Source organism: Actinoallomurus sp. NBC_01490 (assembly GCF_036227085.1).
GTDB lineage: Bacteria > Actinomycetota > Actinomycetes > Streptosporangiales > Streptosporangiaceae > Actinoallomurus > Actinoallomurus oryzae.
Window position 1 is genome coordinate 7483850 of sequence record NZ_CP109433.1, and the last position, 22599, is coordinate 7506448.

At 68.1% G+C, this 22599-nt stretch carries 16 protein-coding genes and 3 pseudogenes; 5 read left to right on the plus strand and 14 right to left on the minus strand.

Going from position 1 to position 22599, the window contains the following annotated elements; all coding sequences use genetic code 11:
* Positions 1–44: 44 nt before the first annotated feature.
* The gene (locus OG417_RS34610; RefSeq protein WP_329237746.1) at positions 45–1184 is read right to left on the minus strand and encodes a DUF5005 domain-containing protein; all 1140 of its coding nucleotides are present in this window, start codon (positions 1182–1184) and stop codon (positions 45–47) included.
* Positions 1185–1325: 141 nt separating this feature from the next.
* Complete coding sequence (locus tag OG417_RS34615; protein ID WP_329237749.1) at positions 1326–5165, minus strand: GH92 family glycosyl hydrolase; 3840 nt, start codon at positions 5163–5165, stop codon at positions 1326–1328.
* 599 nt (positions 5166–5764) lie between these two features.
* On the opposite strand from OG417_RS34615, the gene OG417_RS34620 reads away from it, so the two are divergent.
* Positions 5765–9457, plus strand: a complete 3693-nt coding sequence (locus tag OG417_RS34620; RefSeq protein ID WP_329237754.1) for a discoidin domain-containing protein — start codon at positions 5765–5767, stop codon at positions 9455–9457.
* Between the two features lie 697 nt (positions 9458–10154).
* On the opposite strand, the gene OG417_RS34625 is transcribed toward OG417_RS34620, so the two are convergent.
* From OG417_RS34625 to OG417_RS34660, 9 genes and pseudogenes are all read right to left on the minus strand, one after another.
* On the minus strand, positions 10155–10385 hold the full coding sequence (locus tag OG417_RS34625; protein WP_329237757.1) for a hypothetical protein: 231 nt from the start codon (positions 10383–10385) through the stop codon (positions 10155–10157).
* Entirely contained in the window at positions 10382–11629 is a 1248-nt protein-coding gene (locus tag OG417_RS34630; protein WP_329237760.1) for a cytochrome P450, read from the minus strand. The genes OG417_RS34625 and OG417_RS34630 overlap by 4 nt, the downstream gene beginning before the upstream one ends.
* 379 nt (positions 11630–12008) lie before the next feature.
* Complete coding sequence (locus tag OG417_RS34635; protein WP_329237763.1) at positions 12009–12374, minus strand: hypothetical protein; 366 nt, start codon at positions 12372–12374, stop codon at positions 12009–12011.
* A 554-nt stretch (positions 12375–12928) separates the two neighbouring features.
* Positions 12929–13252, minus strand: a pseudogene (locus OG417_RS54525) (polymorphic toxin-type HINT domain-containing protein); the annotation flags it as partial.
* Positions 13253–13290: 38 nt separating this feature from the next.
* Positions 13291–13785, minus strand: coding sequence for a hypothetical protein (locus tag OG417_RS34640; RefSeq protein ID WP_329237766.1), 495 nt, complete (start codon positions 13783–13785; stop codon positions 13291–13293).
* A 114-nt stretch (positions 13786–13899) separates the two neighbouring features.
* On the minus strand, positions 13900–14214 hold the full coding sequence (locus OG417_RS34645; RefSeq protein WP_329237768.1) for a DUF2637 domain-containing protein: 315 nt from the start codon (positions 14212–14214) through the stop codon (positions 13900–13902).
* Between the two features lie 81 nt (positions 14215–14295).
* Positions 14296–14940: a permease-like cell division protein FtsX gene (locus OG417_RS34650; protein WP_329237772.1), complete on the minus strand. Its 645-nt coding sequence runs from the start codon at positions 14938–14940 to the stop codon at positions 14296–14298.
* Positions 14937–15452 (minus strand): SigE family RNA polymerase sigma factor, encoded by a 516-nt coding sequence (locus tag OG417_RS34655; RefSeq protein WP_329237775.1) that lies wholly within the window; start codon positions 15450–15452, stop codon positions 14937–14939. Before OG417_RS34655 ends, OG417_RS34650 begins: the two co-directional genes overlap by 4 nt.
* 111 nt (positions 15453–15563) lie before the next feature.
* Positions 15564–16121 (minus strand): annotated as a pseudogene (locus tag OG417_RS34660) (transposase family protein); the annotation flags it as partial.
* Here OG417_RS34660 and OG417_RS34665 point away from each other — a divergent pair.
* Positions 16075–16392, plus strand: a complete 318-nt coding sequence (locus OG417_RS34665) for a hypothetical protein (protein ID WP_329263166.1) — start codon at positions 16075–16077, stop codon at positions 16390–16392. The pseudogene OG417_RS34660 and the gene OG417_RS34665 sit on opposite strands and share 47 nt — an antisense overlap.
* A gap of 341 nt (positions 16393–16733) precedes the next feature.
* Here OG417_RS34665 and OG417_RS34670 read toward each other — a convergent pair whose 3' ends face one another.
* Entirely contained in the window at positions 16734–17171 is a 438-nt protein-coding gene (locus OG417_RS34670) for a hypothetical protein (RefSeq protein ID WP_329237778.1), read from the minus strand.
* Positions 17172–17302: 131 nt separating this feature from the next.
* On the opposite strand from OG417_RS34670, the pseudogene OG417_RS54530 reads away from it, so the two are divergent.
* Together OG417_RS54530 and OG417_RS34675 are read left to right on the plus strand one after the other, a co-directional pair.
* Positions 17303–17518 (plus strand): annotated as a pseudogene (locus OG417_RS54530) (hypothetical protein); the annotation flags it as partial.
* Positions 17519–17586: 68 nt separating this feature from the next.
* Positions 17587–17751: a hypothetical protein gene (locus OG417_RS34675; RefSeq protein ID WP_329237781.1), complete on the plus strand. Its 165-nt coding sequence runs from the start codon at positions 17587–17589 to the stop codon at positions 17749–17751.
* Positions 17752–17756: 5 nt separating this feature from the next.
* On the opposite strand, the gene OG417_RS34680 is transcribed toward OG417_RS34675, so the two are convergent.
* Positions 17757–18626, minus strand: coding sequence for an AraC family transcriptional regulator (locus tag OG417_RS34680; protein WP_329237784.1), 870 nt, complete (start codon positions 18624–18626; stop codon positions 17757–17759).
* A 92-nt stretch (positions 18627–18718) separates the two neighbouring features.
* On the opposite strand from OG417_RS34680, the gene OG417_RS34685 reads away from it, so the two are divergent.
* Positions 18719–22111, plus strand: a complete 3393-nt coding sequence (locus OG417_RS34685) for a DUF5107 domain-containing protein (protein ID WP_329237787.1) — start codon at positions 18719–18721, stop codon at positions 22109–22111.
* On the opposite strand, the gene OG417_RS34690 is transcribed toward OG417_RS34685, so the two are convergent.
* Positions 22084–22551, minus strand: coding sequence for a nuclear transport factor 2 family protein (locus tag OG417_RS34690; protein WP_329237791.1), 468 nt, complete (start codon positions 22549–22551; stop codon positions 22084–22086). The genes OG417_RS34685 and OG417_RS34690 overlap by 28 nt on opposite strands.
* Positions 22552–22599 lie beyond the last annotated feature (48 nt).

Sequence of the window (22599 nt, forward strand, 5' to 3'; positions counted from 1 at the left end):
ATCGCTTCGATGACCGATGCTCCCCCGTCGTCCAGGTCGGTGCCCTACCGCCCGAAGCGCAGGTCGAGGAAGCGGGCGCGGTTGTTGTTGATGTTCGCGTACAGGTCGTCGATCTTCTGGCTGTTGACGTTGTAGGAGATCACCAGCTCGCCGGGGCGGCTCAGCTCCGGGTGCGCTGCGATGTTGTACGGCGCGTAGATGTCGCCGCCGCCCTCGGGGGCCGTGTACACGTCGGTCCGGTTCGTGAATGGACCGACGGGTGTCGGCGCGGTCGCCACGTAGATGTCGTGACCGAGATAGGCGTCGGATGTGGTGAGGACGTAGTAGCCGTTCACCTCGGTAACGCTGTAGGAGGCCCCGACGTTGTCGGTCACGCGCGCCGACGCGGTCGAGTCGTGCGACCAGCCGGAGCCGGTGTAGAACTCCCACGAGCGATCGACGAGGTGGCCGACGCGGGCACGCGCGACGTGCATGTGACCCGACTCGACGCCATAGATGTAGATGTAGCCGCCGACGCGCGTCAGCTCGACGCCCCACGAGACGTTGCCCTCGTCGTAGCCGTGGGTCACCTTCGCATTGCGCAGGTCGTGCGAGAAGGAGGCGATGTCGGTCCTGACCCATGTGAAGTTCCACGGCGGCGGGTCGTCCGTGGGGACCTGGGCGTACTCGAACAGTCGCAGCTTGCCGCCGTCCATGATGCCGTCGCCGTTCCAGTACCAGGTGTCGTTCGTCCCCGAGGGATCCCACGGCGGCGCCGACGGCGTCTCGCCGATGAGCGACTGCGGTGCGTCGTGCGTCCCTCCGGTCAACGTGGTCTCGGGAAGCCCGTCACGTCCGGCCGTGACGATGGTGTTGTGCACGAAGCCCGCGTCTTTCGGCAGGCTCTCGTCGGCGTTCACCGGGCCGAGGAAGGTGTCGTTGAGGAGCCATGCGACGCGCCGACCCGGCAGCGTCGCCGAATACGTGCCGTCCGAGGCTGCCCAGCCGCGATGGTTGGTCCAGCCTCCGCCGCTGTCACCGAACGCACGCCAGGCGGCGTTCAGGCGCTCATCGGGGACGACGCTCGTCACTACCGGTGCCTGCCGGATGCCGGCGCCCTGTCCGGAATGCGGTGGGGTGCTCGCGAGGGCTCCCGGCGCGAGGGCGTCGATACCGAGCACCGCCGCGGCCAGAACGGCCGTCACCGGGCCGACGCGAGCACGCCGGCGACTGCTCCCGGGGGCTCGGAAACAATGAGCGGGCCAGCCACTACGCGGCATGGAATCGTCTCCTCATCTTCATCCCTGACATCGATGTCATAAGTGAGGGTCTCGAATAGAACGTGATCAACGCTTAGCGAGCAACTCCACCTCGGACAGTCTCAGCCCGTGGTCGTCTGCCGGCGGGTCGAAATCGAACCGAACGTACTGGTAGCTGCCGGTCACATCACTCGGCGTGAAGGCCCGCGTCTGCTGGCGCCAAGCGAACCGCTCGCCACTTCTGCGGTCCACCTCTGTCCAGTGAGTGCCGTCGGTGGAAACGCTGACCTTCCAGGCCGCCGGGTCACCGCCGGGTTGGGCGGCGCTGGTGAGCGTGTATTGGGCGATGGGGTGCGGTCGGTCGAACCGATAGGTGACGGATTCCGGTCCGGCCGGGAAGGCGACCGCGGTGTTCGAGTCGTTGTCGAACAGTGCGCCCGGGTCGGTGCCGTCATTCGTCGTCGCCGTTCCGCTCCCGGGACCGGTCTGGTCGACCGGCGGGTTCGCGGCCTTGGAACCGGTGGTCAGCGACGGGGGCGCGGCCGAAGGCGCGGTACCCCAGGCTGAGGCGCGCGGGCCCATCTGGAGATCGATGTGTCCACCGCGGGTCAGATCGGCGTGCTGGACATAGGTCTTGTCCCAGCTCTTGCCGTTGATCCGCATCGACTGGACGTAGATGTTGCGGTTTGAGTTGTGGTGTGCGGTGATGGTCAACGTACGCCCGCCGGCCGGGCGGATGGTGACTCGGTCGTACAGGGGCGATCCAATGGCGAACGTAGGCGAGCCTTGCTGTAGCGGGTAGAGCCCGAGCGCGTTGTCGATGTAGAACGCCGACATGGAACCGTTGTCCTCGTCACCGGGGTAGCCCTGACCGATCGTGCTGCCGGTGAAGAGCCGGCCGAGCGCGTCCCGTATGTGCGCTGCGGCCTTGGCCGGCTGCCCCACGTAGTCGTACATGTAGGGCACGTGCATTGACGGCTGGTCATTGAAGGCCCACTGCCCGATCTGGTCGTCCCGGGACTCGAACATCTCGTGGTAGGGGCCACCCCAGCCTCCGCCGTACTGCGCGGTCTCCGGTGTGGCGAAGAACTCGTCGAGCTTGTCGGCGAGGGCGGCCCGGCCGCCGTAGAGGTTGGCCAGGCCGTTACCGTCCTCGGGAACGGCGAAGGCATACGTCCATCCGTCGCCCTCGGTGTAATCGGTGGCGTTCCAGTCCAGCGGGTTGTACGTGCCGGGCGTGTGCTCCCAGCTGCCGTCGGCGTTGCGGGGCTGGAAGAAGCCGGTGGACTTATCGAACAGCTCGACGTAGTGCTGGGCCCGATCGCGAAAGTACCGGTAATTGTCCAGATACTCACGCCGGTGGACGTCGTCCGCCGCGCTGGTCCGGTACAGCTTCAGTGACATTTGGGAGATGCCGTAGTCGGCGAGGTAGTCCTCCAGCGATACCGACGCGCTGGACCCGGTCGTCTGCGGGGTGTAGCCCAGGAAGGTCGAATGCGCCACGTCGGGACGGCCGGTCAGCCCGGACGACGGGATGGTGGCGTTCTTGATCGCGGCCTCGTACGCCTTGCGGACGTCGAAGTTGGTCACCCCGCGCAGATAGGCGTCGGCGATGGCCACGTCCGAGTTGGTGCCGCTGAATCCGAGATAGCCGGGCGCCGTCCACTGCCCGATCCAGCCACCGTCCCGGTACTGCTGCACGAACCCGTCGATCATCTCGCCGGTCAGCTTCGGATAGAGCAGCGAGTCCAGCGACCAGGCAGTCCGGTATGTGTCCCAGAAACCCTCGTTGGCGTACGGCTTGCCCTTCATTACCGCGGCTCCGGTGGTCGTGGAGGTCGCATGGCCGGTGGCCGGCCGATACGGGCTGGCGTAGCGATAGTCGGGAGCGGCCTGTGTGCCGGTGTTCTCGAACAGCTCGTTCGGGTACAGGTTCAGGCGGTAGAGACTGGAGTAGAGCGTTATGAGCTGGTCCTGGCTCGCACCGTCCGGCCTGATCACGCCCAGTGCCTCATCCCAGGTCCGCTGTGCCACGGCGTGCACCTGGTCGAACCCGGCGTTGCCGACCTCGAGTCCGAGGTTGTGCTTCGCCTGGTCGACACTGATGAAGGATGTTGCGATGCGCATGGTCAGCCGGTGGTCCGCGCCCAGGGAGAAGCCCGCGTATCCGGAGACGTTCGCCCCACCGCCGCCGGTCAGCGGGCCGCTACCGGTCATCGGCCGGTCGAAGGTCGCGTAGACGAACATGCGGGGCGCGCCCCAGAACCCCGCGACATCGGAGTAGCCGCTGACCACTCCGTGCGCACGGTCGATCGTCAGACCGCCGTTGTCGTTGACGTTGTCGAAGATCAGACTGTTCTGGCCGGAGGGAAAGCTGAACCGCATCACGGCGGCGTGATCGGTCGGCGTGATCTCCCCGTGCAGGCCGTTGTCGAAGGTCACGCCGTAGTAGTCGGCGCGAGCGGTCTCATGGTCGTGGCTGAACGCGAGCGCGCGGGCGGCTCGGTCGGCCGTCGCCGGGACGGCGGACGTGGACGGCATCACCTGGAACGTCTGATGATCGGCGACCCAGATGCTGGGCTCGTGGCTGACGGAGAACGCCTGGATCTCCGGCTTGTTCGCGGCGTTGTTGCCCTTCTGGTACGCGTAGATGATCCCGGTGCTGCCCGCATCGGTGACCGGAGTCCAGAAGTTGAAGCCGTGCGGAAGCGCAGCGGCCGGGATGTCGTTGCCGCGCGAATAGTCGCCTGTGGAGTTGGTGCCGCGAGTGGTGATGACACACGTCGACGGGTGGGCGCAGTCGCCCGCCGGCGGCGCCGATCCTATGTCGATGTCGTCCAACCAGCCGGCGAAACGCCCGGGACCGGAGGAGTTGTCGTAGCCGACCATGATGCGGGTGACGGTCTTGCCGACCGCGACCCGGCCGATGTCAGCGACCACCGCGTTCCACTGGTCGGTGTGCAGTACCTTCGACTCTCCCTGCGCCTGCGGGCTCAGGCCCTTGCCGTTCTGGTCGGTGGCATTGAGTTCACTGAGATAGGTGCCATCGCTGAAGGCCAAATCGACCGCGACGTACGTACTCGGGTACGCCAGGTCCTTGCCCGTGAACTCCGGAAAGATCTTGTACGACAACCGGCTGTCACGGCGTACCGGCAGGGAGACCTGGTAAATCTTGTCGTACGCCCTGCCGTGGTCGGTGAGCTGCCAGCCTGCGTAGTGGAGAGCGTGCGTTCCGGTGAAGCCGACGTGCGTCTTGGCCGTGGGGCTCGACGAGGGGCCGTCCCCGATCGCGGCCGTCATTCCGGCGTCCTCCGACGGCGCCCCGCCGAGTGCCAGTTCGGCGAGCTGCGTATGACCGTCGCCCTGATTGGCGGAGATCGCCAGTCGGTAGTGGGAATACGCGCCCGCGTGCCGGACGGCGAAGATCCTCGTCTGCGAGCGCTGACCGAACCGCTGACCGCTCTCGGTGTCCACCGTCTGCCAGGTCTGGCCATCGGTCGAGCCCTCCAGCCGCCAGGACTGGGGATCCCGCTCGGGCCAGTCGGACGCCGAGGTCATGGCGTAGCTCTCGATCCGGGTGGGTTCGGTGAAAGCGACCGACAACGAGGGCGACCGGCTCGCGGCCTGCCAGATGGTGTTGACGTCGCCGTCGGTGGCACGTGCCGCGCCGTGGTCGGGCAGGATCTCGTCACTCGCCGTGACGCCCGTCACCGCGGACATCGCCGAACCGGGTAGCCCGGCGCCGGTGTCGGGGTACACGCCCGCCGTTCGGTGGCTGTCGTGGCCGCCGTCCGGTGTGCTCTGCCAGTCGGGGGCCGGGTTGCCCGGCTCGAACGATGTCGCGAAGGTGCCGCGTCCGGCGGGAGGCGGCGCGGCCTCGGCCGACGCGCTCTGCGCGGGGAACAGGGACAGGACGATGCTCGCCAATGCCGCCACCGAAACGGGTACAGGGTGTCGAGAACAGCGCCTCCGGGAGAGGCGGCGAGGGGGTTGGGCCACGACCGAGGCTCCTTGGCGGGGGAGGTTCCGACAGCTCTGGGAGTTCGCGCGGCCCGCGGCTGACGCTCGGGCCGGCAAGGATGGGGTGACAACGTTGACAGCAGTTGATCAGTGTCAGGCGCGCTGGATTCGTCTGTCAACCCTCCGTCGCGGCCTGCTGTCGGACCTCGGGGCCTTCGGGTTTCCTCCTCCGGGATGTGGCGCGCTCGTGCTCCCGGCGATACGGCCGGGAGCACGAACGAGGAGGTCAGCGTGCCGTCGACCGGTTGGATCACTGTGGAAGGGCCACACTTCTCTGCGGTCGTCGGCCGTCGGTTCGCGGGCGCCCGGGCCGGCGGGACGCGCGTCATCGGCCGAGCGACTCTCGGCCTGTAGGTCCTTTCGGTGACCATCGGCCGACTCATCGCCTGTCGGCGGCCTCTTGACGAGGGTGAGTCCTGAGGTCAAAACTATGCGCAGCCTATGACAACGATGTCATCTTCACTCGACTGTATTGACGTGCCTCCGCACCGGACCAAGGAGCCCCGATGCTCGACGACCACACTGAGGGCACGCGGGAGAGAGCACGGCTGACGCGCCGCGACGTGCTGCGCACGGGCGCCACTGTGCTTGCGAGCGTCAGTTTGTTCGGGGCGTTCGAGGACAAGGCGGTCGCGTCGCCCGCCACCTCGGGGGCGGGAGGCCAGGCGCCCGTCGCCGACCTGGCGCTCTACCGCCCCGTACAGGTCTCCTCCACCGCTTACGCGCCCGCTCCCGGCCACTTCGTCGTCGACCGCATGGCGAGCAGCGGACCCCGCGGCAGCGGATGGCGGGCGGCCGACACCGACACCCCGCAGTGGGTGGCCGTCGACCTGCAGGGACCGTGCCGGGTCACATCGGTCGTCTTCGTCTTCGAGGCGGCCGAGGGCGACGTCGTGTTCAAGCCCGCCGACGACGTCAACCCGCGCGTGAACACGACAGGATGGGAGGTCCTGTCCAGCTACGCCACCCGCTTCCGCGTCGAGGTCTCAGCTGACGGAAAAACGTGGAAGTCGGTCAAGGAGGGCACCACGGGCAAGGGGGGCACCGTCGAGGTGGTCCTCGACCAGCCCGTCACGACGCGGTGGATCCGCATGGTCGGCACCGGACTGTCCAATCCGAACCCGCTGGGTCTGAACTCCTTCCAGGTCCTCGGCACCGCGCCGGCCCACCGTCCACCGGCGTCGGGATGGACCGAGTGGACGAGCGGCGCCCGGCCGGTTCCCCCGCTCGACGTCGCGGACGACGGCACCGTGCCGATCGAGTCGGGCTGGAACCTCACCCTTGAGGGGTTCGCCGGCACCGGTGACGGATCGCGGCTGTCGTCTCCCGGGGTGGACACCTCGCGCTGGTTGCGCGGTCAGGTGCCGGGCACGGTGCTGGCCTCGCTGGTGGAGGAGGGCCACCTGCCCGATCCCGTGCGGGGCCTCGACAACCTCCGCGTTCCCGAGGCGCTCAGCCGCAATTCCTGGTGGTACCGCCGCGTCTTCGACGTCCCGCGCGGTTTCGGCGACCGCGGCCATGACCACGTCTGGCTGGAACTGGACGGCGTCAACCACCACGCCGAGATCTGGCTTGACGGAGCCAAGGTGGGCGAGCTCACCCACCCGTCCGCGCGCGGCGCCTTCGACGTCACCGCCCAGCTCCGGCGCGGCGGGCAGCACGTGCTGGCCGTCCGCATCGATCCCATGCCCTATCCGGGCAATCCTGGTGACAAGGGTCCGGACGGCGTCCCCTACGCCGACGCGGGCTCCAGCATGATGATGCGCAACGGCCCCACCTACCTGGCGATGTCCGGCTGGGATTGGATGCCCGCGGTACGCGACCGCGTCATGGGCGTCTGGAACCATGTGCGGCTGCGCTCCACCGGCCCGGCCGTCATCGGCGATCCGCGGGTGGACACCGTGCTCCCCGATCTGCCGGAACGCTCCCGCGCCGACGTCACCCTCACCGTGCCGATCCGCAACACGGCCGCGGGCAGGCGCACGGTGACGGTCCAGGTCCGGCTCGGCGACGTCCGCGTTCGCAAGAACATCCCGATCGACGGCGGGAAGAGCGCCGAGGCGGTCTTCTCCCCGGATGAGTTCTCCGCCCTGCGCCTGTCCGACCCGGCCCTGTGGTGGCCGAACGGCTATGGCGATCCCACGCTGCACGACCTGCGGGTCTCCGCCTCGGTCAGCGCCGTCACGAGTGACCGGCGCACCGTACGGGTCGGGTTGCGCCAATTGCAGTACGCCTCCGACAACCCCATCACCTTCGAACCGGGCGCCAACCGCGTCGAGCAGACCGTCGACATCCCCACGCAGCAGGCCCGCTACGTCCGTGTTCAGGCCGGTCGTCGCGCCACGGGCTACGGCGTCTCCCTGTGGACGCTGTCCGTCATCGACAGCGCGCAGCCCCAGACCGACCTCGCCCTGCACGGCGACGCCTCGGCCTCTTCCACCGACACCGCCGACCATCCCGCCTCGGCCGCGGTGGACGGCGACTCCCAGACCCGCTGGTCGTCCGCCTACTCCGACGACCAGTGGATCCAAGTGGACCTGGGCAAGACACGAACCTTCGACCGGATCACCTTGGTCTGGGAGGTCGCGTACGCCCTGACCTTCACGATCCAGGTCTCCGACGACGGCGAGAAGTGGACCGACGTCCAAGCCGTCGACAACCGGCCTCACCAACTGCAGATCAGTGTCAACGGCGTGAAGATCATGTGCCGCGGCGGCAACTGGGGCTGGGACGAATTGCTGCGCCGCATGGGGGGCGGCCGGATGGAGGCCGTGGTCGAGATGCACCGTGACATGAACTTCACGATGATCCGCAACTGGCTCGGCAGCAGCAACCGCGAGGAGTTCTACGCCCGTTGCGATGAGAACGGCCTGCTGGTGTGGAACGACTTCTGGAACGCCTGGTTCCTCGACCCGCCGGACCACGCGCTCTACCTCGACCACGTACGCGACACCGTGCGGCGGTACCGATCACACCCGTGCATCGCGGTGTGGTGCGGTGCCAACGAGGGCACCCCTTCGGGCGAGATCGACGAGGGCGCCAGGAAGGCCGTCGCCGAGGAGCATCCCGGCGTGCGCTACATCAGCAACTCGGCGGCCGGTGTCGTCAGCGGGAGCGGGCCGTACGCCTGGATCGACCCCAAGCAGTACTACCTGCCGCAGACTTACGCCGCCGACACTTTCGGCTTCCACACCGAGATAGGCATCCCCACCGTGTCGGTCGTCGAGAGCATGCGCAACCTGGTCGGCGACGAGAGCGGATGGCCCATCGGCACGGTGTGGAACTACCACGACTGGTCTACTCGCGGAAACCAGTACCCGCAGAACTACAAGGCGGCGATCGACGAACGCCTGGGCGAGTCCTCCAGCCTGGAGGAGTTCTGTGCCAAGGCACAGCTGGTCAACTTCGAGTCCATGCGTGCGATGTTCGAGGCATGGAACGCCAACCTGTGGAAGGACGCAAGCGGCCTGCTGCTGTGGATGTCCAACCCGGCCTGGCACAGCACCGTGTGGCAGACCTATGACTACGACCTCGACGTCAACGGCAGCTACTACGGCGCCCGCGCCGGCTGCGAGGCCCACCACGTACAAGCCGACCCACAGCACTGGAACGTGATCGCGGTCAACCACACCGCCGATGAACTGCGCGCGGCGGTCGTCGACGCCGAAGTGCTGGACCTGTCCGGCCGGCGGCTGGTAACACCCCAACGGCGGACCGTCGACATCGCCGCCTCGTCGACGGCGTCCGCCTTCACCGTCGCCCAGCCGAGCGGCGACCACCCCCTGCACCTGGTCCGGCTGCGCCTCACGGGCGCCGACGGGACGACGCTGTCCGAGAACACCTACTGGCGCTGCGTCGAGCCCAAGGACCTCCAGGCGCTGACCAAGCTGTCCGGAGCCGTCTTGCGCCTCACCCGGGGCCATGCTCGCGCCGGACGTGACGGCCGCCTGACGATCACGGTGACCGTACGCAACGCCGGCGACGTCGTCGCGCCGATGGTACGGCTGTCACTACGAGACCATCGATCGGGAGACCGGGTACTGCCCGCCCGGTACTCCGAGAACTACCTGTGGTTGCTGCCCGGAGAGCAGCGGACCGTGACGATCTCCTGTCCCCGAGGCGAACCGTCTCCCGGGAACCTGGAGGTCAGGGCACAGGGCTACGGCACTTCCGCCGTCTCGGACCGAGCAAGACGCTGAGGTGCGGCGATCGTCCACGCCGGCGCGCGGCGAGTGACTTCGGAAATCGACACGGCCCTTCGACGCCGGTAATTACTCCGCAGCTGTGGACTTTTAACCCTAGGTTCCGGGTTCGAGCCCCGGGCGCCCTACCACTCATCTTGCCGCTGACCTGCGATTGACGCCCGTGCCTGCGTCGTCGCCGGGACGCTGACGCAGGCAGATGGCCGGCTGGCCCGTCACGGGGTACTGGAGAATGCCCACTTGCGATCTCGCTGGCGTCCTTTCCAGCGTCGGAGCTGGTACACAGGAGCGACGAGACGTTCTCACCCCTGACCGGCTATCGTGTGACATGGGTCATATGGATCGGGTTGACATCGTCTGCGCCGCTGACTCTCCCCTCCCGCTCAGCGACATCGTCATGGACGTCCTTGGCCCGCCGGAAGATGACCCCGCGATCCTCCCGACGCGGGCCGCCGAGATGAGATCCCGTCCTGCTGGAAGTTTCACCCTTGCATCTCGCGGGTGTTCTCTCCAACCGCGGATGTGGAACCGTAGGAAGTCCCATCATCCCAGGTCAGAGGAAATCCGCGCCCTCATGTCCGGCCTCTGACACGGCTGTTAATCGGTGGATCGAGGTTAGGACGTCGGCGGATGGGGGCTTTCCTGTACACGTCACGCCGGATGGACCAACTGCGTCGGCTGCGCCGCGCTCGTCCTACCCGATTGTTGCGCGTCGTTCCCGGTGAACGGGATGGCGCTCCAGTCCGGGCGCGGCCTGGTGGGTTGGCGTGATGGTGACGGTGGTGAAGCCGGCCGCCAGGAGCGGGTCGCGGTAGTCGGTGGCGGTGAGAGTGCCGTCGGCGCAGCCGACCTGCTGTTCGGCCTCCGCGTCGAGGTTCGGGTCGGCGATGACGTCGGTGACGCCGAACCGATCAGGCGACGTCACATCGGGCTGAAAACGACCGGTAGTGAGATCAGGCCGCGCATCCACACGGACGGGCGCCATTGGAGCTCGTTCTCCGGTACCGCCAGCGCGATGTGCGGGAGCCGGTCGAGCAGTACCTCGATGGCGGTCTCGACGATGGCCTCGGCGATCTCGCGTGCGGGCTGCGGGCACCCGTGGAGGCCGTGGCTGAACGACATGTAGGCATGGTTGCCGGACGTGCGCGCGTACGAGGCGGGCCGTACCTGCGGATCGGTGTTGGCCGCCGCCAGCCCGAGTACGACTGCGTCGCCCTTGCGGATGTGCTGGCCGGCCAGCCGCGTGTCCTGGATGGCCCACCGGCCGACGAAGTTCTGCGTCGGCGTCTCCTCCCACAGAACCTCATTCAGCGCCTGGCCGACACTTCGGCGGCCACCGGACAGGTTCAGCGAGAACCGGTCGTCGGTGAGCATCAGCCGCAGCGTGTTGCCCATCCAGTCCGCGGTCGTGAGCTGTGCCGCGCCCATCGTCAGGAACAGATCCGTCGGAATCTCCTCCGGCGGCAGGCCCGCGGGATGGGCCAGCAGGCGGGACGGGTAGTCCGGGCCGGGCCGCTCCTGCTTCTCCTCGACGAGCCGCCGCATCCGGGCGACCACCCGCTGATGCGCCCGTACGGCCTCCTCGCCCTCGTCGGCCGAGGTGGCGATGTCCGCGGCCAGGGTCGGCGCCTCGGCATCGGGCAGGCCGAACAGCCGCGCGATGGCCAGCACGGGCAGGCGCAGCGCGTACTGCGTCATCAAGTCGGCCTTGCCGCTGCTGGCGAAGAAGTCGATGAGCCCGTCGGCGATGCGCTCGACGTCGTGCCGGAGTTCGAACTGGTCGACCGCCGCGAGGGCGTCGCTGAGCGCGCCACCACGTCGCCGATGCTCGTCCCCCTCGGTGAACACCGAGCACGGCTGGTATTCGGCGTACGGCCGGATCGCCCAGTCGGCGGGGACGGCCGCCCAGGCGTTCCATCGCCGGGAGTCACGTCCGAAGATCTGCGGATTGCTCGTGACGTGGAGCACCTCGCGGTATCCGAGCACGAGCCATGCCGGCACATCACTCTCGAGCAGAACCGGCGCCACCGGCCCGTGCTTGCGCCTGATCTCCCGGTACACCACAGCCGGTTCGTTCTGGAACCGCGGTCCGTACAACCGGACCACCTCGCCGAGATCCGTGAGCGAGTCCAACGACGCCGGAGTGACCTCAGGATTCGTCTCGACCATTCATCATCACCCGTGATTGCCCACTCGCCTGAAGATCGGGCCGTCCATCCGTAGGACGGGAATCCTAGACCTCCCTCAGTTACATCGGCGAGCCCTACACGAGGTGACCTCGCCCCAGCGCCGGAGGGCATGACCCCGGGCCTCCTCGTGGAGGCCCGGGGCAGATGCCGCCTCCATCTCCTCGACGTACGCGAGCGGCTAGCGCTCCTCGAAGTCGCGGTTGATCCCGTATATGTCGCGCCGGCCGGCGTCATTCGTATCAGACCCTGCCAACCGTCTGGCTGGCGTCAACGAGCGGATTTTCCTCACGCGGCTGGGACGGCAGCGCCTCGTCGCCCCCGCACGAAAAGGCCCACGACCCTGATCCCACGCGGTCACCTCACCGACAAGGTGGATCGAATCCATAGTCGCCGACAGTCTGATCCATTTTGAAATACTGCAAAAAGGAGGAGAGAAAGCGTTGCGTTTGTTCGGCCATCAGAGGCCCGTGCTCACGCGCGCGTGCCGCAAGCCTATTTAGCACCACCTTCGCTTCATGGTCTCGACCAAGCAGCATGTATCCGATCGACAGCTTTCTGTCTCGATCGTCCGGACCGACACTCTCACTCAGATGGGCCACGATATCGTCGAGCGTGGCCAACGATTCAAGGAAGGGAAACCCATACGCTCCGATATCCGCGTAGATGGCCGCAGATACTCCATCAATGTCACTCGGCGTGCGAACGGTCCATTCGTTTCCGACCATTCTCCCGTGATCATACAGAAGAGTATCTAGACTGCGGCCGATGGTCGCGAGGTAAGGACTCTGAGGTGACCCCAGGAATCGCGGCTCCAGCCGGCCGATCTCCGAATGCCGCACTGAGACCGTTGGCCGGATCAACAAGGATCCATCCGCCTCGACGGACACGTCCAGCCACACCTGAAAGGATATGTCCGAAGAAATTGACCTTATGAAGAGCCCAGGATGTCCTTCCGGCCGCCACCCCCAGCCCGACTTCACAAGACGCGCTTCGAGGGCGGCGAGCGATTCTTGCTCTATGGATTGCATACCGGACAACTCCAGATATCCAACTGAACTTCCATTTTGACGACGGTGTCAAGAGGCCATATTGGGAAAGCTTGTCACTATTCAACACGGCTCCACCTTTCTGGAGTTCAGGATATCCAAGCTTTTGGTTATCACTGATCTCGAATCCAGGGCCCGTCTTTGCGTCGAACGCTATCCAGTTACCATCCGCTTCCTGCGCAACCCAGTCCGCGCGGAATGGCCGACCTTTACTATTAAGGAACTGAACCTCCTTAATAGGATTCTTGTAGCCTGCCCGCCAACAATGCACGACGGGTAGCCAGTTCACCCAACTTGCCATGCGGCAGGCCATTGACCCGACAGTTGTTGTTGTGGACGAATACCAGTTTATCACCCACCGAAACATAGAAAGTGTGGAAGTCGGCGACCGTTAGGTCGCGAACTACAGGGTGTCCAGGTCGCCGAGACACATGGATGACCCGGACGACCTTACCGACGGGCGTCCTCAACTTCACACCCGAAGTCAACTGATCGGCGCGCACCCAGACGTGACGCTGCACATCCCAAAAGAGATGGTGTTCCGTGGCGACGACGACACCAGAATCGCCACCCTGCCGGCCATCCGTATCTACAACTACTCTGACGAGATGATCGTGGTGGTCTTGGAGACAGTTCGGTCGAGTGGGTCGTAGGTGTACTTCGTCGCGATCAGGGCGCCGGTCGAGTTCTGCTGCTCATCTTCGGCGATGCGGTCGAAGCCGTCGTAGGTGTTGCGTTCGATGACCTTGCCAGCGGCGGTGACGGTGTCGAGGCGGCCGAATGGGTCATAGTTATAGTTCTCGGTCGTGCCACCCGTGATGGAGGTGAGGAGCCGGTTTCGGTCGTAATTGAATGCTGTCGTGACACCCTTGATGGTTTGGGAGACGACATCGTTGTTGGCGTCATGGATATAGGTTTCGGTTTCGGTGTCGTCGCCGGTTTTGGTGACCTGGGCGATGCGGTCGAGGGGGTCGTAGGTGTAGTTGGTGGTGGTGTTGAGGTACGCCGCATGATTGTCGGCGTTCATTTTCTTGGTGACGTCTTGGGTTTTGTTTCCGTTCGGGTCGTAGCTGTAGGTGTGCTCCGACACGAGCGTGCCGTAGGGCTGTGGACTTTTAATCCGCAGCTTCGTTACCCCAGGACCTCCCAGAGAGTCGCAGGTCAGGACGCCCTGCGGGTGGGTGCGGCTTCGTCCGGGCGATTCTCACTGCCGCCCTCGCTGAGCAAGCAACGGTCGTCCGGCTCCGGAGGCGGAGGCTGCTTCGTCGCGACGCGGCTCCAAAGACCTGCCCATCTTGCTGGCCAGCAGGACAGACATGGATGCCGCAACGACCATCCCATCCACACTGAGCGCGATGAGCGTCGCGCTCCACCGCGCCTCGCCGTGCCGGAGCGCGAACTCGCGCATATGGCCAAAGCTCACCACAGCCGCGATCACAGCAAGCAGCACGACACTGATCACGGTCACGAGGCGGACACAGCGGTCAGAAGAACGCATTGGGTCTCGTTCGTCGGCCATCGTCGTCACCTGCTTCCCAGCAGGAACGACTTGCTGAGGACGAAGGCATGTGCGTTTGGTTCGTGAGTGCTCGACGATGCGTCAAGGTGTACGGGATGGCGATGTACGTGTCAGCACCAGATACACCCCAGGTTTTCCCGTGAACGCCTTGACGATCGCCTCGTCATCGGCCGGTCTACGGACCGTCACTGTGAATGAGGCCGGGAAGTCACTCACCGTCAGGGTGTCGCCAAATTCGGTATGCGCGAAGCGCTTCTTGGCCCTGGCATATGCCTGTCTCGCTGAGATATAGACGCTGTCGCGCACCTCTGCCCGCTTCTTCAGATCCCGGGCGACCGCGGCGCGCTGGGCCGGTGTGACGGACCGCCGGTGGCACCAGTGCTTATAAGCAGGATCATCAAGGTTGGGGTCGAAGTTGCAAAGGAAGATCTGCACCTGATCGTCGCGTTCGGGCCGCATCATGGCGATCGGGGACATCACGCTGGGCGCCGGGCCCGCGGATGCGGAGTGCGTGGGTTTCTGCATGCGATTGCCGGGTGGGGTGTCTACCACAGCCGCGATCAGTACGCCGGCGGATATGGTCGTGACCGCCGTCAGCGGCACGGCGAGCCGGAGCATGCGGCGGCGTGCCGTACGGCGCATGGAACGGCGTAGTGGCGGGGCGACAGCGGGGCCCCAGTCGTCGACGAGGGTGTAGGCGTCGCGGACGCGGTCTTCGATGTTCATGACTTCTCCCCAAGAAGTTCGGCGAGGGCGGTGAGGGCTCGTGATGTGGTGGCTGACACCGTGCCGCGGCTGATCTTCAGCGTGCGGGCGATCTGCTCTTCGGGCAGGTCGCAGTAGAAGCGCAGGGCCAGGATTTCGCGCTGCCTGCGGGAAAGACGGCCGATCGCGGCCAGAACCTTCCGCCGATCCTGCTCATCGATCGCGCGATCCTCGGCCGAGGATGCCGGAGGCTGGTACGGCTGGCGGAACCGGCCGGCCACCGCCCGTCGCCGCAGGACCGAACGACAGCGATTCAGCACCGCCGACCGCAGATACCCCAACGCTGCCGCCGGGTCACGCAAACCTTTCCGTTTGCTGTGCAGACCCAGAAACGCTTCCTGGACCACGTCCTCGGCGGTTGGGACATCACCCACCATGAGCATCGCCAACCGGATCAGCCCGAGGGCATGCTCGCGATACAACTCACCCACGTCCGCCGGTGTCCGCACGGGAGCCGTCACGTCAGTGTTCATACTCCAGAGACGCCTCAGAGCCCAGAATGCTGCGTCTCTCGCCGTTCTGAGCACGGGGGTCTGTCAATTCAACGACCCATATCTGTGGTAACACTGAGTGAACCTTTTCCACTATGCATTGGCTTCGCGGGTCTGTAGGACGTGGATGGCTTTGGCGAGGTGGCCGGCGCGGTGGGGGCAACAGCGGAACTTGGTCAAGATCTTCCATGACTTGAGCTGAGCGTTCGCTCGTTCGCCGGGTCCGCGGAGGCGGGCGTGGGAGCGGTCGGCCGCCTTCTGGGACTCGGGCTTGTTCCGGCCCTTGTAGGGGGTGGCGATGTGCCGGCCCGCGCCGATGTAGCCCTTGTCGGCCAGCACGAGCAGACCGGCGCCTGCCGGGCCACCGGCGATGCCCCGGATCCGGGCGGCCCGCAGGTCATGCACCGAGGCGGGCAACGCGCCGGGCACCCAGCGGATCTTGCCGTCGGGTGCGGCGATGACCTGCAGGTTCATCCCGTGTTTCGGGTGCTTGCCGGAGTAGAAGGGCCGGTCGGCCCTGAGGCGGTCGATCGGGATGAGCGTCCCGTCCAGCACCACGTACGGCACCGCGTCCTTCTTGGCTTTGCTCAGTGCCGCTGCGAGCTTGGGCGAGCGGGTCGACAGGAGTTTCACGGCCTCGTTCACGTACCGCCTCGCGCCACCAGACGTCAACGTTGACCTGGGCGCGCCGGGCAACATCAACCGGGTCATCGCCGACCTGACAACCCAGGCCGCCGCGATGCCCGACCACCGGTGCGACGGCCTGCAGGCCGCTGTCCGCTACCTATCGAACCCCCGGGAGTTCCTACGTTACGACCACGCATTGGAGCAGGGCTGGCCGATCACCACCGGCGTGATTGAGGGAACAGCCCACGATCTGGTCGGCGACCGGCTGGAGATCACTGGGTCCGCTGGGGACTGAACGGAACTGATAACCCTCACCCCCAACCACGCGACTTTCCTCCAGGCCAGGACCATCGACCATCTGCCCGCCTCGGTTCCTCGGTCGTACCCGGCTCATCAGGAGGCGGCGGATGGCGCCGTAGCTGCATTCGAACCGGTCGGCAACCTGACGGATGCTCCACTGGCGCGTCACAAGACCACGGACGATCACTGACGGCCAGCCGACTCCCCGCGCCGCCGCAGCCGCCCGCTCCGGCACGCCCCACGGGCGTGCGGCGTGGGCGCCGGTCCCTCCCGCCGTGGGGATCGGGCGGCCTGGCCCACGATCACCTTCCTCCGACCCTGTACCGGCGTTGGCCGTCATGCCATCCGGCAGTACACCTCGTGCCCCTCCTGGACGGCCAGCCGTGCCAATCCGGCGACGTCATCGAGGATGAGCCGCGCCATCTCCGGGTCGACGGCACCGCCGTCGCCGGCATCTCGCCGAACCCACTCTGAAACAACACCGTCGAGCCGGGCATCATCGGCCGCAGCCAACTCGGCACGAAGAGCAGGAGAGAACGCGAAGACCAGGCACGAGCTCCCGTCCCCCGCATCGGCGACGATGCGTGGCATACCGAGCGCGACAAGGTCGGCGAAGGCACGGCCGGTCAGAATGCTCTCCCACTCGATCACAGCCGTACCGGCGACGAAGTTGCCGAACGGCGCCGACTCGAAGACACCCTCCGGTCCGGCATCCAACACCCCGGCCGCCGCCGTGTCATCCGGCGCGACAAAGAACTCGACGATGATGCTCACCGCCGTATCCTGCCTGCCATCCCAGGCCATGTCATCCGCGACGCCCGATGCAGACGGTCGATCGCCCGCCGACGTGATTGCGCCTCCGGCGGGGGCCTCCGCCTCGGGGATAGCCCGAAGGTGGTCACGGGTTGGGGTGGAAGCCTGCGCGTCCTCTTCCAGCCCGAGTACGGCGTCCACGCCCCGGGTCGAGAGGCGCACGATCGTCGAGAAGCGCTCGATCCGGTGCTCGACCCGGAGGGTCGCCGACCCCCGTCTCGCCCGGGGCACGACCAAGGTGGCGAGGCGCGGCGTCGCTGACCTACCAGGTCACGTTCACCGACGGCCGGCAGACGGCCAGGAAACCGGTGCGCAAGGTGGTCGCCCGGGCGCCGGTCAGCCGGGTGCTCATGGTGGGCACACGCGCGGTACGGCGGTGCATCCGAACCCGTACACCAACTACGGCGGCTGCGTGCCGGTCGCCGGTGACGTCGACTGCGCGGGCGGCGGCGGCAACGGCCCGGCCTACGTCAGCGGCACCGTACGCGTGATCGGCTCCGACATCTACGACCTCGACCGCGATGGCGTCGGCTGCGACTGATGCGCTCAGCCCTTGTGCTGGACGCGGTAGGCGCTCGGGCTGACGCCGTGGATCCTGCCGAACTGCCGGGAGAAGTAGAACGGGTCGGCGTAGCCGAGGGCCCGGGCGATCTCGGCGATCGGGCGGTCGGTGGTGTCCAGCAGTTCGCGGGCGCGGGACATGCGCAGGCGGGTCTGGTACCGGAGTACCGACGTGCCGGTCGCGCGGCGGAACAGGGCCGCGAAGTGCGACGGGCTGAGCCGCGCCAGCGCCGCGAGTTCGGCGACGCTGGTGCGCGCGCCGACGTGCTCGCGCAGGTACTGCTGGGCCTGCCGTACGGCGTCGGCCCGGCCCGCGGGCGCGCCCGTCTGGCCGGCGGCGAGCAGCGCCAGCAGGTGCCAGGCCGCGCCGGCGGCGGCCAGGCGGCTGGGCACCGAGTCGTCGCGCTCCATCCGGCCCAAGGCCTCGTCGATCAGCGACACCGCCTGGTAGACGTCGCCGACCGGGACCACCGGCCGCTCCGGATCGGACAGGACCGCGCCGGTCAGCTCGCCGGCGTCGGCCCCGGCCACGTGCAGCCACCAGATCGTCCAGGGCCGGTCCCGGTCGGCACCATATTCGTGGCCGACGCCGGCCGGGATGACCAGGGCCTGACCCGCGCCGACCTCGAACCGTCCGGACGGCAACCGGCACCATCCCGCGCCGTCGGCGCAGACGATCACGATCACCTGCGGGCTGCCCTCCGTACGGCTCCGCCGGTGGTCAGCGGCCTGGGGGAAGTATCCGCAGTCGGTGACGAGCAGCCGTGAGGTGAGCGACAGCCCGAGCGCCTCGCGTACGAGCGGGCGGGCGAGCACGCTGATGCGCTCACCGGCGAAACCGTGCATGCGGGGCATGCCGCCATGCTGACGGCTGATCGTTGTTTCGTCCAGGGAATCCGTTCCTTCGCACATTCCGGCCTGTCCGCGCGCCTCCGTACGCTCGAAGCATGCCCGAGGACCCGAGGATCGAGCTGCCGCCCGTGCCCGAGGACCAGCGCGGAGAGGCGGTGGCGGTCTGGCGCGAGGACGTCCCGATCGAGACGTACGCCCCGGCGGCGCCGGACGCCTACCCGGCCTTCCTGGAGGCCCGGGTGTACCAGGGCTCGTCGGGCCGGGTGTACCCGCTGCCGTTCTACGAGCGGATCGCCGAGACACGCGCGCCGGTGCGCTGGGACGCGGTGCACCTGGAGAACCGCTGGCTGCGCCTCATGGTGCTGCCCGCGCTCGGCGGGCGCATCCACGTCGGATACGACAAGACCGCCGGCTATGACTTCTTCTACCGCAACAACGTGATCAAGCCCGCGCTCGTCGGGCTGGCCGGCCCCTGGATCTCCGGGGGCGTGGAGTTCAACTGGCCGCAGCACCACCGGCCGGGCACGTTCCTGCCGGTCGACGTCGAGATCGAGCGCGAGCCGGACGGCGCGGTGACGGTGTGGTGCTCCGACCATGACCCGCTGAGCCGGATGAAGGGCATGCACGGCGTACGGCTGCGGCCCGACCGCGCCGTCGTGGAGCTGCGGGTCCGGCTCTACAACCGGACCGAGGACGTACGGACGTTCCTGTGGTGGGCCAACGTCGCCGCGCACGCGAACGACCACTACCAGTCCTTCTTCCCCACCGACGTGCACTTCGTGGCCGACCACGCCAAGCGGGCGACGACCACGTTCCCCCGCGCCTCGGGCCGCTACTACGGCGTCGACTACCCGGCGCGCGCCGACGACGCCCGCCCGGACGGCGACCGGCTCGACTGGTACCGCAACATCCCGGTGCCCACCTCGTACATGTGCGTGGGCAGCGAGGACGACTTCTTCGGCGGCTACGACCACGGCGCGCAGGCCGGCTTCGTGCACTGGGCCGACCATCGCATCGCCCCCGGCAAGAAGCAGTGGACCTGGGGGAACGCGCCCTTCGGCTGGGCGTGGGACCGCAACCTGACCGACGGCGACGGCCCGTACGTCGAGCTGATGGCCGGCGTCTTCACCGACAACCAGCCGGACTTCTCCTTCCTCGCGCCGGGCGAGACCAAGAGCTTCCGCCAGTACTGGTACCCGATCCAGCGGATCGGCCCGGCCCACCAGGCGAACCTCGACGCCGCCGTGAGCCTGTCGGCCGGCGGGGGCACGGCGCGCGTCGGCGTGGCGGTGACGGCCGTACGCTCCGGCTGTCTCGTACGGCTCCGAGCGGGCGGTGAGACCGTCTGGTCCGGGCGTCACGACCTCGCGCCCGGATCGCCGCTGGTCACGGACGTGCGGCTGCCCCGCCCGTACGCCGCGGAGGACCTGGAGCTGACGGTCGAACACGAGGGCGCGACGCTGCTGACCTGGCGTCCGCGGCCGGCGCCCGCCGAGGTGACGCCGCCCGCGCCGGCCACCGAGCCGCCCGCCCCCGACGAGATCGCCGGCACGGACGAGCTGTACGTCACCGGGCTGCACCTGGAGCAGTACCGGCACGCGACGCGCTCGCCGGAGCCGTACTGGCGAGAGGCGCTGCGCCGCGACCCCGGCGACGCGCGGGCGGCGATCGCGCTCGCCGCGCGGCGGTACGGCGACGGACGGTACGCCGAGGCGGAGGAACTGCTCCGGCGCGCCGTGGGCCGCCAGACGCTCCGCAACCCGAACCCCTACGACGGCGAGGCGTACTACCGGCTGGGCCTGACGCTCATCCGGCTCGACCGCGCCGCCGAGGCCTACGACGCGCTGGCCAAGGCGGCCTGGAACGCGGCCTGGCGCGCCCCGGCGCACTGGGCGCTGGCCCGGCTCGACTGCCGCGCCGGACGCTGGACCGCCGCGCTGGAACACCTCGACGCGGCGCTGGCCGCCGAGGCCGGGCTCCTCCAGGCCCACGACCTGCGGGTCCTGGTGTTGCGGCGGCTCGGCCGTACGGAAGAGGCGGACGCGGCGCTGGCGGCGGTACGCCGGCTCGACCCGCTCGACTGGTGGGCCCGCGACCTGGCCGGCCTCCCGCTCGACTGCGACGCCCCGACCTGTCTCGACGTCGCCCTCGACTACGCGGCCGCCGGGTTCGCGGCCGAGGCGCTGCGCGTGCTCGAACGCGCCGAGGAACGGCTCGCCGACGAGGAGCCCGGGGCACCCGGCGAGTGGCGGCGGCCACGCTCGGGCGCCGGACCGCTGCTCGCCTACCACCGGGCGGACCTGTTGGCCGCCCTCGGCGAGGACGCCGGCCCGGCCCTCGACCGGGCCCGTACGACCGACGCGCGCTACTGCTTCCCCGGCCGGGCCGAGGATGCGCTGGTGCTGGCGCGTACGCTGGAGCGCGACCCGTCGGACGCGCGGGCGGCGTCGCTGCTGGGCCACTGGCTGTACCACCACCACCGGCACGACGAGGCCGTGGCCTGCTGGCGGCGCGCGGTCGAGCACGACCCGGCCGACGTCGTCGCCTGGCGCAACCTCGGCGTCGCGGCCTTCAACGTGAGGGGCGACGCGGCCGAGGCCACCGCCTGCTACGACCGCGCCCTCGCGCTCGCGCCGGACGACGCGAAGCTGTGGCACGAGTCCGACCAGCTCGCCAAGCGCACGGGGACGCCGCCGGAGGAACGTCTCGCCCGGCTCGAACGGCGGCCGGACGTCGTCGCGGCCCGCGACGACCTGACCGTCGAGTACGTCCTCCTGCTCGTGGCCACCGGCCGGGCCGCCCGCGCGCTGGAGGTGCTGACCGGCCGCCGGTTCCAGCCCTGGGAGGGCGGCGAGGGCCAGGCCCTGTACGCCTGGGAGCAGACCCGGCTGGCCCTGGGCCGCGCAGCCCTGGCCACCGGCGACGCCGCCGCGGCCGGCACTCACGCCCGCGCCGCGCTGGATCCCCCCGAGTCGCTCGGCGAGGCCCGCCACCCGCTGGCCAACTGCGCCGACCTCCTTCTCCTGCTCGGCGACGCCCACGCCGCCGCCGGGGAGACGGAGGCCGCCCGCGACGCCTGGACGCGGGCGGCGACCGCCGACGGCGACTTCCAGGAGATGAGCACCCGGCCGTACAGCGAGATGACCTACTTCTCCGTACTGGCGTGGCGCCGCCTCGGCGAGGAGGAGCGCGCGGCCGGCCTGGTCGCGGGCCTGGAGGCGTACGTCGCGGAGCTACGGGCCACTCCCGCGCGGGTCGACTACTTCGCCACGTCCCTGCCGACGATGCTGCTGTTCACCGACGACCTGGCGGCACGCCGCGAGACGACCGCGGCCTTCCTCGCCGCCCAGGCGGCGGAGCTGCGCGGCCGGAGCGACGAGGCGCGGGCGCGGATCGCCGAGGTCCTCACCCGCGACCCGAACCACCTGGGCGCGCTGACCTTCGGCCCGCAGGCCTCCGCTCAGGTCCGATCGGCCAGCCAGGGGTAGCGCTCGGTGTCCTGGGCGGCGTAGTCGGGGTCGAGGTAGATGAAGAGACGCTGGATCTTCCAGTCGCGGATCTCGAACACGTCGCACCAGCGGCCCGCGGCCCACTCCGGCACGCCGGCGCGCCACGGGCCGTCGCGGTGCTCACCGTGGCTCGTGCCCTCGACCACCACCACGTCACTGCCGGAGAACACCCAGTTGAAGTGCGAGTAGTGGTGCTCGATCTTCTTGATCGTGGATCCGACGTCGCCGAACATCCGGCCGATCTCCTCCTTGCCGTTGGCAAGGCCCCACTTGGGGAAGTACGCCTGCGCGTCGTCGGCGAACAGGTCGAGGATGCCGTCGCCCGTCGAGGTGACTCCTCCGTTGTCGAACGCCTTGAGATATTCGAGGATGACGGACTTGCGCTGCTCGTCGGTCATCGTCTCTCTGGTCAGGGCCACACCGTCTCCGATCGTCGAGCGAGAATTCGCACATCCAAGACATCGGCG